Here is a 10228-nt window from a genome sequence, read left to right as displayed (position 1 = left end):
TAGCATGATCTTCTCATTGCAAAAAATCAAGCTCCTTCAATGATCACGGGTATAGATCGACATGATTGTCAGTATAAAAAATACCATCTATCTCGAAAGTATCGGTGATCGAGGGAACTCTTGTTTTCTCACCCATAGTTATTTCCTTATTACTTTGATTGCATAACATCCTGTTATCAAAATAAGTATAGGTGATCTTGCTCCCAAATCTAATTTAGTTTTCGTTTTGTCTGTATGACTCTTTCACTAGCTGGTGTTTTTGCATCTTATCGTAGAGTGTTTTTCGGGGAAGTTGTAGTCTATCCATCGTCTCTTTGATGCTGCCATTACACTCAATAAGCGCTTGCTTTAACATGTTTTTCTCAAAATCACAAACCAGTTCTGCTAACGACAAATGTTGGGTCGACTCCGAAGTGCTGTCTGATAAGTGAGATAGTTTACCTAAAAGTACGAAACGCTCCGCAGTGTTACGCAATTCTCGTACATTTCCCGGCCAATCGTGGGCTAAAAGCTCGTGCAGTTCTTTCTGTGGAATTGCCGGGGCTGTTTTGCCATAACGTGCCGCAGCGACCAGTAAGAAGTGGTGGAAGAGTGCTGGGATATCTTCTTGGCGGCTTCTCAACGGCGGTAAATCTAGGGTGACAACATTCAATCGGTAGTAAAGGTCTTGTCTGAAAGCCCCTTCTTCAGCTGCCTTTTTCAAGTCAACTTTGGTTGCGGCGATTACTCGAATATCAAGTGGGACCAATCCGTTTGAGCCAACTCTTTCGATGACGCGTTCTTGTAAGACACGTAACAGGCGAATTTGTGCCTGCATCGGCATGGATTCGATCTCATCTAAGAATAGGGTTCCGCCTTGAGCAAACTCGAACTTGCCAATGCGTTTACTCTCAGCACCTGTGAATGCGCCTTTTTCATGGCCATACAACTCACTTTCAATCAGATTTTCTGGAACCGCCCCGCAATTGACGGCAACAAAGTTTTGTTCTCGTCGACTGCTTTGCTCATGTAGGGATCGTGCGACTAATTCTTTGCCCGTGCCTGTCTCACCAAACAACAAAATATCGGCGTTAGTGTCGGCAACGTGGGTGATGATAGAACGCAGTTCGGTCATTGATTGCGTGTCACCAATGATTCTTGGTCCAAGCGCTTTACTGGCCTTGAGAGAGCGCTTCAATTCAAGATTCTCAAGGGTAAGTTGGCGTTTTTCTATCGCTCGCTTAGTAGTTTCGATTAGACGTTCATTGGCGAACGGCTTTTCAATGAAGTCATAGGCGCCGTCTTGGATTGCTTGCACGGCCATGGAGATATCGCCGTGGCCAGTGATCATGATTACGGGGACTTCTTTGTCTTTGTGCATTACGGTGTTGAGCAAGTCATGCCCGGAAATACCCGGTAAACAGATATCAGTGATGATTACGTGGGGTAAGCCGTTCTCTTGAATTGCGAGCAGAGCAGATTCGGCATCGGGAAAGAACTCCGCTTCAATATCGGCGAGCTCAAAGCTCTGTTCAATCGCCATTCTTAGGTCGGATTCATCATCAATGAAATAGACGTGACACATAGTGATTCCTTTACTTCTTTGTATTCTGATTATCGCTGAGTTTTTTGCTTGTTGGTTGACTCGCTTGTTCAATAGCTAGCTTGCTAACGGTTTAATCTCAGTCTGTTGTTTTTGGTTTGGGTGTTGGTTTTTTTTCTTTTTGTTCTTGCTCAACAAGGGGCAACTCTATGCTGAACCGAGCGCCACCTTGAGGGCTGTGACCGGTAACGAGCTTGCCGTTGATTCCGCGGATTATTTGTTGAGAAATCGATAACCCAAGTCCAAGTCCGTTTTTCTTGGTGGTATGGAAAGGTTCAAAAAAATCTCCGCTCGAAGGGGAAGTGAAGCCGGGGCCATTATCATCGACATGAATCAGCAAGGTGCTGGCTTGTCGATGGTCGGATTCCCTAATCTCTAACAGAATAGCCAATTGCTTGTTGTCTTGTTGTTCCATCGCCTGAATCGCGTTGGTCAGCAAATTAATGATCACTTGTTCCAATTGGATAGCGTTGGCGAGCACGCAAGCATCAAAGATTTCAGGGAGTTCGTTAACCTTAACTCGTTCACTCTTGAGTTGTGGTTTCATCAGCTCTCTTGACGAGTGTAATACGGGAAGTATCTGCAACGTATGTAATTCTTCCGCGGTGGATTTCTTTGCAAAAGAGCGAAGCTGGTGGCTGATTTTCGCCATGCGATCAGTGAGCGCCGAGATTCGCGAGAGGTTGTCATCGACACGATCGGTCTTTTCTTTGGCAAGAAACAGTCGGCCGTTGTCGGCATAACTGCGAATCGCAGCGAGAGGGTTATTCAACTCATGGCTTATGCTTGCCGACATTTGCCCTAGCACCGCCAGTTTGGCGGCTTGGATGAGTTCGTCTTGTGTTTGTCTCAGTACATGTTCGGTTTCGATACGATGTTTAATCTCGACATGCAGCTCTGATGTGCGCTCAAGCACTTGAAACTCTAGCTTTTGCTTGGCTTCAGATTGCAGCCTATCAATTTGGGCACGCCTTTGTTGTCGATGGTGATTGAGCTGCATCGTTAGATAAATAATCGCAAAGATAAGGCTGAGAACTACAAGGTAAGCCACCAAGTCCCACCAAACTAAGTGGGTCGGAGAAAATACTCGTATGGTGAGTTTCGGTTCGGCTAAGAAGCGTAAAGAGCTAAAGAATTGCTCTTGGACGAGCTTGTGCGGAGACTCAATATTGCTAGTCGCACTCTCGAAATCACCAGAGAAGTGAAGGCTTTCTATTTTGGTATCGAGATATTGTCTGCTTTCTTGAATTCGAGCTTGCTGTGCTTGGCTCAGCGGCTGAAGGCTCTTGAACAGCCATTCAGGATTACTCGACATGAATACGATTTGGTCTTTATCGTCAGCAACAAAAAAACTCTGTTTGCCTTTCCAACTTGCTTCAATCAGCGATAAATCCATCTTTACGACAATGACGCCAATAATCTCAGCGGCATAGGAGACGGGGTAAGAATAATAATAGCCTCGCTTCCCAGACGTTGAACCTAGCGCAAAATATTGATTTTCATTACCTTGAATGGCTTCTTGATAGTAGGGACGGAAAGCAAAGTTTCGACGAATAAAAGAATGCGGTTGATTCCAGTTACTGGCTGCGATAGTGGTGCCAATGCTGTCTAATAAATACGTGTCGGACGCTTGAATCACCGAATTTACGTGCTCTAGATAGCGATTGGTGAGTTCGATTTGCGCAGAGTTACTTGGAGAGTGAAGGGCATCGACCAGCTCTTTGTCTTTTGAAAGCAGCTCGGGAATGTGCGCGAACTTATCCAGTTGGCTTGAAATATGAACCGAAAAGCGGTCTAGCTTAGATTGATGATCATTTAACAAACTTTCATGACTTGTACTCCACACCCAATGACCGCCAAAGACCATCAGTAGACTGTATATGGCCATTAATAGTATTGGGATTCTAAAAGCTTGAAACATGAAGGCTCTCCGCTAATTTCTTTGGTAATCAATCAAGCCCGTCTTCTCTCATTTATGGTAGCAAATAGCGGTAGTTTTTGCTGAAAGGAGAAAGTCGACAGGTGGGGGTAGGTTAAGGGTTTGTAACGGGGATTGTTGAAAAAGTTATCGACTCTGAGGGGTAAAACAAGAGCAAGATCTCTTTTTAAGGTTTTTAGCAAAAAAAGCCCTCGATTCCCTTGAAAAAGTCGCTATTGTCCCCATTTCTGTTGTGCTAAGTGATGATTTGATCGTTTTTGTATCATTTAGTTGGACGAATTTAGAGCATTCATCATCATGCAGAGGTGAACGGCTCGACAGAGATTAAACAGATCGCTAGAATGTCGCATCTAAAATTTCTGTCCTGAGGCTAATCGGAGATACCTTTCTTGTTTCCGAAAACAAGCTTCACTGCTTTTTATAAGTGCGTGAAAACGTTTTATAACTGCGTGAGAACGTTCAATAAGCATGTGAAGAACGAAGATATCGCTGATTAGTCTGGTGTTTGGTTGAATAATCAATTCAGACATCAATGCTCGATTTTAAATTAGGTGTTCGGATAGAGCACTACACAAGAATGCAGCCAACAACGTCGGCTTTTGAATTAAAGCTAAGTTACGGCTCATATGCTCAGATTACTGAGCCAGTTTTGAGGTTTATATAATGCAAGTTACTGTTGAAACGCTAGAAGGCCTAGAGCGCCGTCTTAATATTACTGTTCCTGCTGCTAACATCGAAGATGCAGTTACAGCTGAACTACGCAACATCGCGAAAAACCGTCGTTTCGATGGTTTCCGTAAAGGCAAAGTGCCTATGAAGATGGTTGCTAAAATGTACGGCAAAGCAGTACGTCAAGACGTGATGGGCGAAGTAATGCAACGTCACTTCATCGAAGCGATCGTTAAAGAGAAAATCAACCCAGCTGGCGCACCTACTTTCGCACCAGTTGAAAACAACGAAGGCGCTGACCTAGTATTCAACGCAACTTTTGAAGTTTACCCAGAAGTTGAGCTGAAAGGTCTAGAAAACATCACTGTTGAGAAACCAGCAGTAGAAGTTAAAGAAGCTGACGTTGAAGAGATGATCGAAACTCTACGTAAGCAACAAGCAACTTGGACTGAAGTTGAAGCTGCTGCTGACGCTGGTTCTCGTGCAACTATCGACTTCGTTGGTTCTATCGACGGTGAAGAGTTCGAAGGCGGTAAAGCTGAGAACTTCCCACTAGAGATGGGTGCTGGTCGCATGATCCCTGGTTTTGAAGACGGTATCGTTGGTAAAACAGCAGGTATGGAATTCGAAATCGAAGTAAACTTCCCAGAAGATTACCACGCTGAAAACCTAAAAGGTAAAGCTGCTAAGTTCTCTATCAAGCTGAACAAAGTTGAAGCTCGTGAGCTTCCAGAACTAAACGAAGAATTCGTTTCTAAGTTCGGCGCAGCTGAAGGCGTTGAAGGCCTTAAAGCTGAAGTTCGTAAGAACATGGAGCGTGAGCTTAAGCAAGCTGTTAAGAACCGCATCAAAGAGCAAGCAATCGACGGTCTAGTTAACGAAAACAACATCGACGTACCTTCTGCTCTAATCGATCAAGAGATCGGTGTTCTACGTCAACAAGCTGCTCAACGTTTTGGTGGCAACACTGAAGCTGCTGACCAACTTCCACGTGAGCTGTTCGAAGAGCAAGCTAAACGTCGCGTAGTTGTAGGTCTTCTCCTTGGTGAAGTAATCAAGACTGAAGAACTAAAAGCTGACGACGAGAAAGTTAAAGCTATCATCGAAGAGATGGCTACAGCATACGAAGATCCAACTGAAGTTATTGCTTACTACGAGCAAAATGAGCAAATGATGAACAACATGCGCAATGTTGCTCTAGAAGAGCAAGCTATTGATGCAATCATCGCTAAAGCTCAAGTTTCTGATAAAGAAGTTAGCTTCAACGAGCTAATGAATCAGCAACCTGCTTAATATAGTAATATCTGACGTAGAAGGTTGACGTACGGTCAACAATTCTGCTAACAATGGTCCGTATGATTTAATCATTCGGGCCATTTATTTTAGGGACATAAGAATATGAGCTACCAAGAAAAAAATACAATGCCATCGATTATGGACGCACTAGTTCCTATGGTGGTTGAACAGACTTCCCGTGGTGAACGTTCTTACGATATTTATTCTCGTCTATTAAAAGAACGTATCATTTTCTTAACAGGTCAAGTGGAAGACCACATGGCAAACCTTGTCGTGGCTCAACTGCTTTTCTTGGAATCAGAAAACCCAGACAAAGATATCTATCTTTACATCAACTCACCTGGCGGTAGCGTAACAGCGGGCATGTCTATCTACGACACAATGCAGTTCATCAAGCCAAACGTGAGCACAGTCTGTATGGGTCAAGCTTGCTCTATGGGTGCATTCTTACTAGCGGGTGGTACTCCTGGTAAGCGTCACGTGCTTCCAAACTCACGTGTAATGATTCACCAGCCACTTGGCGGCTTCCAAGGCCAAGCGTCTGATATTCAAATTCACGCGCAAGAGATCCTAACGATCAAGCAAAAGCTAAACAAACTATTGGCAGAGCATACTGGTCAGCCTTTAGAAGTTGTTGAGCGTGATACAGATCGTGATAATTTTATGTCTGCTGATCAAGCAGTAGAATACGGCTTGGTAGATTCAGTTCTTAATCACCGCGGTCAATAATTGCACGGCAATTGTTTAACGCAAAGTGATTCAAATTGATATACACTCAAGCATAGAGAGTAAAGGCTAAGAGGTTAGCGAATGACAGATAAAAGCAAAGAGGGTGGTAGCGGTAAACTGCTTTACTGCTCTTTCTGTGGCAAAAGCCAACACGAAGTTCGCAAGTTAATCGCAGGTCCTTCTGTTTACATTTGTGATGAATGTGTCGATCTTTGTAACGACATTATTCGTGAAGAAATTAAAGATGTTCTTCCTAAGAAAGAATCGGAATCGCTGCCAACGCCGCGTGAGATTCGTGAGCATCTTGACGACTATGTAATCGGTCAAGAATACGCGAAGAAAGTGCTAGCAGTTGCGGTATACAACCACTACAAGCGTTTGCGTAATGGTGACACGACAGCTGAAGGCGTAGAGCTAGGTAAGAGTAACATTCTTCTTATCGGTCCTACTGGTAGTGGTAAAACGCTACTGGCTGAAACACTGGCTCGTTTCCTAGACGTTCCATTCACAATGGCAGATGCAACAACACTAACCGAAGCCGGTTATGTGGGCGAAGATGTTGAAAACATCATCCAGAAGTTGCTTCAGAAGTGTGATTATGACGTTGCGAAAGCAGAACGCGGCATTGTTTACATCGATGAAATCGACAAGATTTCTCGTAAAGCTGAAAACCCATCAATCACGCGTGACGTGTCTGGTGAAGGTGTACAGCAAGCTCTACTTAAACTTGTTGAAGGTACAGTTGCTTCAGTTCCACCTCAAGGTGGTCGTAAGCATCCACAGCAAGAGTTCTTGCAAGTGGACACGTCTAAGATCCTATTTATTTGTGGCGGAGCGTTCTCTGGCCTAGATAAAGTGATTGAGCAACGTGTAGAAAAAGGTTCGAGCATTGGTTTTGGCGCAGAAGTGCGTTCAAAAGATGAAGCAAAAACTGTGGGTGAACTGTTCACTCAAGTTGAACCTGAAGATCTCGTGAAGTACGGTCTAATTCCGGAATTCATTGGTCGTCTACCCGTGACAACGACATTGACAGAACTTGACGAAGAAGCTCTAGTTCAAATTCTTTGTGAACCGAAGAATGCGCTTACTAAGCAGTACGCAGCATTATTTGAAATCGAAGAGACTGAATTAGAATTCCGCGACGATGCTCTACGTGCAATTGCGAAGAAAGCAATGGAACGTAAAACGGGTGCTCGTGGTCTGCGTTCTATCTTAGAGGGTGTTCTACTAGAAACTATGTACGAACTGCCATCTTCGACAGATGTAAGCAAGGTTGTGATAGATGAGTCGGTAATTAATGGTGAGTCAGAACCACTGTTGATTTACAGCAACTCAGATAACCAAGCAGCGGTTGCAGAGTAGGTCTTTTTTAGACAAGTCACTCAAATTGAAAAAGGAGGTAAGCAATTACCTCCTTTTTTTTATTCTTCCATTGAATCCAGTCGTTTAAGCCCCATATACTGCTTTATAAGTTAAAGCGGAAGAGAGAAATATATGAACTTGGAACGTTCCGAGCGTATCGAAATCCCCGTGCTACCTCTACGTGATGTAGTGGTTTACCCACACATGGTTATTCCATTGTTTGTCGGTCGTGAAAAATCGATTACTTGCCTTGAATCGGCAATGGAAGCTAACAAACAAGTACTACTTGTAGCACAGAAAGAAGCGGACACTGATGAGCCTTCAATCGACGACCTATTTAACGTAGGTACCGTCGCTACTATTCTTCAGTTGCTAAAGCTGCCTGATGGTACTGTGAAAGTACTTGTCGAAGGTCAGCAGCGTGCAAAAATTCACCAGTTCAAAGAGAGTGAGTTTTTCTTAGCGGATGCCGAATACGTTGTAACCTCAGAACTTGACGAAAAAGAACAAGAAGTGGTTGTTCGCAGCGCGATCAATCAATTCGAAGGCTTTATTAAACTAAACAAAAAAATCCCACCAGAAGTTCTAACGTCTCTGAACGGTATTGATGAGGCTGCACGCCTAGCCGATACGATTGCAGCGCACATGCCACTTAAATTGGTTGATAAGCAGCACGTTCTAGAAATTGCAGATGTGACTGAACGTCTGGAATTCTTAATGGGCCAGATGGAGTCAGAAATTGACATCCTGCAAGTTGAAAAACGCATTCGTGGCCGCGTTAAGAAGCAGATGGAGAAATCTCAGCGCGAGTACTACCTGAATGAGCAAATGAAAGCGATTCAGAAAGAACTGGGCGAGATGGATGACGCACCTGATGAATTCGAGACTCTGAAGAAGAAGATCGAAGATTCAAAAATGCCTCAAGAAGCTCGTGAAAAAACCGAGCAAGAACTGCAAAAACTGAAAATGATGTCGCCAATGTCTGCTGAAGCAACAGTAGTACGTAGCTACATTGATTGGATGGTTGGTGTTCCTTGGGCTAAGCGTTCAAAAGTTAAAAAGAATTTAGCGAAAGCGGAAGAGGTCTTGAATGAAGACCACTACGGCTTAGAGCGTGTTAAAGAACGTATCCTTGAATACTTGGCAGTACAAAATCGAATTAACAAGTTAAAAGGTCCAATCCTTTGTCTTGTTGGTCCTCCTGGTGTAGGTAAAACCTCGCTAGGCCGTTCGATTGCAGCGGCAACGGGCCGTAAGTACACTCGTATGGCTCTTGGTGGCGTACGTGACGAAGCGGAAATCCGCGGTCACCGTCGTACTTACATCGGTTCACTTCCGGGTAAACTGATCCAGAAGATGTCTAAAGTTGGTGTTAAGAACCCACTGTTCCTATTAGATGAAATCGATAAGATGTCTTCTGATATGCGTGGCGACCCATCTTCAGCGCTTCTAGAAGTGTTAGATCCAGAGCAAAACGTTGCATTCAACGATCACTACCTAGAAGTAGATTACGATCTGTCAGACGTCATGTTTGTTGCAACGTCTAACTCAATGGACATTCCTGGCCCGTTACTGGACCGTATGGAAGTGATTCGTCTGTCGGGTTACACAGAAGATGAAAAGCTGAACATCGCTAAAAGTCACTTACTGGACAAACAAGTCCAACGTAACGGCCTTAAGCCTCACGAGATTAATATCGAAGATTCAGCTATCGTTGGCATTATTCGTTATTACACGCGTGAAGCGGGTGTGCGTAATCTAGAGCGTGAAATCTCGAAGATTTGTCGTAAAGCAGTTAAGAATATCTTGCTAGACAGCAGCCTTAAGTCTGTAACGGTTAACATTGATAACCTGAAAGAGTACTTAGGCGTTCAACGTCATGACTTTGGTAAAGCGGATGAGAGTAACCGTATCGGTCAAGTGACTGGTTTAGCGTGGACTCAAGTGGGTGGTGACCTACTGACTATCGAAACTGAATCAATGCCAGGCAAAGGTAAGCTAACGCAAACCGGTTCTCTTGGCGATGTGATGAAAGAGTCGATTCAAGCAGCCATGACTGTGGTTCGTTCTCGTGCGGAAAATCTGGGTATTAACACAGATTTCTACGAGAAACGTGATATTCACGTTCACGTACCGGAAGGTGCAACACCAAAAGATGGCCCAAGTGCGGGTATCGCAATGTGTACTGCATTGGTATCTAGCTTAACGGGTAATCCGGTGAAAGCTGAGGTCGGTATGACAGGTGAAATTACCCTTCGTGGTGAAGTTTTACCTATCGGTGGCTTGAAAGAAAAACTGCTTGCAGCACACCGTGGCGGCATCAAAACTGTCTTGATTCCTAAAGACAATGAGCGTGATTTGGAAGAGATTCCAGACAATGTAATCGCTGACTTAAAGGTGATTCCGGTCCAATGGATTGATGAAGTACTTAAAGTCGCGCTAGAACGAGATCCGTCAGGGGTCGAGTTTGACGTGAAAAAATAGTGATGCATAGCAAAAATAAGTAAAGAATTACGCTGATAGACCCGAAAAGGCTTGTCAGCGTTTTTTTTGGACGCTAAGTTATTTGACTAAAGCGGCAGCCCTTTTGCAATAAGGCTTGCGGCTAAATTAAAACCAAAATGGAACGTACAGTCATCGAGAAGTAGTCA

General features: G+C 44.0%; 6 protein-coding genes and 1 pseudogene. 5 read left to right on the top strand and 2 right to left on the bottom strand.

Going from position 1 to position 10228, the window contains the following annotated elements:
• Positions 1 to 214: 214 nt before the first annotated feature.
• A complete protein-coding gene (locus tag ACED60_RS22465) occupies positions 215 to 1564 on the bottom strand; it encodes a sigma-54-dependent transcriptional regulator (protein WP_371728529.1) in 1350 nt (449 codons plus the stop codon).
• Between the two features lie 97 nt (positions 1565 to 1661).
• Positions 1662 to 3503: an ATP-binding protein gene (locus ACED60_RS22460; RefSeq protein ID WP_371728528.1), complete on the bottom strand. Its 1842-nt coding sequence runs from the start codon at positions 3501 to 3503 to the stop codon at positions 1662 to 1664.
• Positions 3504 to 3666: 163 nt separating this feature from the next.
• Between ACED60_RS22460 and ACED60_RS22455 the strand changes: the two are divergent.
• The 5 genes and pseudogenes from ACED60_RS22455 to lon all read left to right on the top strand — a co-directional run.
• Positions 3667 to 3849 (top strand): annotated as a pseudogene (locus ACED60_RS22455) (hypothetical protein); the annotation flags it as partial.
• Between the two features lie 335 nt (positions 3850 to 4184).
• Complete coding sequence (gene tig, locus ACED60_RS22450; protein ID WP_004736079.1) at positions 4185 to 5483, top strand: trigger factor; 1299 nt, start codon at positions 4185 to 4187, stop codon at positions 5481 to 5483.
• A 105-nt stretch (positions 5484 to 5588) separates the two neighbouring features.
• The gene (gene clpP, locus ACED60_RS22445; protein ID WP_004736080.1) at positions 5589 to 6215 is read left to right on the top strand and encodes an ATP-dependent Clp endopeptidase proteolytic subunit ClpP; all 627 of its coding nucleotides are present in this window, start codon (positions 5589 to 5591) and stop codon (positions 6213 to 6215) included.
• Positions 6216 to 6296: 81 nt separating this feature from the next.
• The gene (gene clpX / locus ACED60_RS22440; RefSeq protein WP_004736081.1) at positions 6297 to 7577 is read left to right on the top strand and encodes an ATP-dependent protease ATP-binding subunit ClpX; all 1281 of its coding nucleotides are present in this window, start codon (positions 6297 to 6299) and stop codon (positions 7575 to 7577) included.
• 132 nt (positions 7578 to 7709) lie between these two features.
• Positions 7710 to 10061 (top strand): endopeptidase La, encoded by a 2352-nt coding sequence (gene lon, locus ACED60_RS22435; protein WP_017076773.1) that lies wholly within the window; start codon positions 7710 to 7712, stop codon positions 10059 to 10061.
• Positions 10062 to 10228 lie beyond the last annotated feature (167 nt).

The organism is Vibrio sp. 1F279 (assembly GCF_041439815.1).
In the GTDB taxonomy this organism is placed as follows: Bacteria; Pseudomonadota; Gammaproteobacteria; order Enterobacterales; family Vibrionaceae; genus Vibrio; species Vibrio tasmaniensis_A.
The sequence above is the reverse complement of the archived record's forward strand: the minus strand, read 5'-3'. Positions and strand labels throughout refer to the sequence as shown.

Bases quoted from the DNA above. Each gene is read 5' to 3' on its own strand.
- clpP (WP_004736080.1), top strand. From the start codon at position 5,589: ATGAGCTACCAAGAAAAAAATACAATGCCATCGATTATGGACGCACTA.
- tig (WP_004736079.1), top strand. From the start codon at position 4,185: ATGCAAGTTACTGTTGAAACGCTAGAAGGCCTAGAGCGCCGTCTTAAT.
- ACED60_RS22460 (WP_371728528.1), bottom strand. From the start codon at position 3,503: ATGTTTCAAGCTTTTAGAATCCCAATACTATTAATGGCCATATACAGT.
- lon (WP_017076773.1), top strand. From the start codon at position 7,710: ATGAACTTGGAACGTTCCGAGCGTATCGAAATCCCCGTGCTACCTCTA.
- clpX (WP_004736081.1), top strand. From the start codon at position 6,297: ATGACAGATAAAAGCAAAGAGGGTGGTAGCGGTAAACTGCTTTACTGC.
- ACED60_RS22465 (WP_371728529.1), bottom strand. From the start codon at position 1,564: ATGTGTCACGTCTATTTCATTGATGATGAATCCGACCTAAGAATGGCG.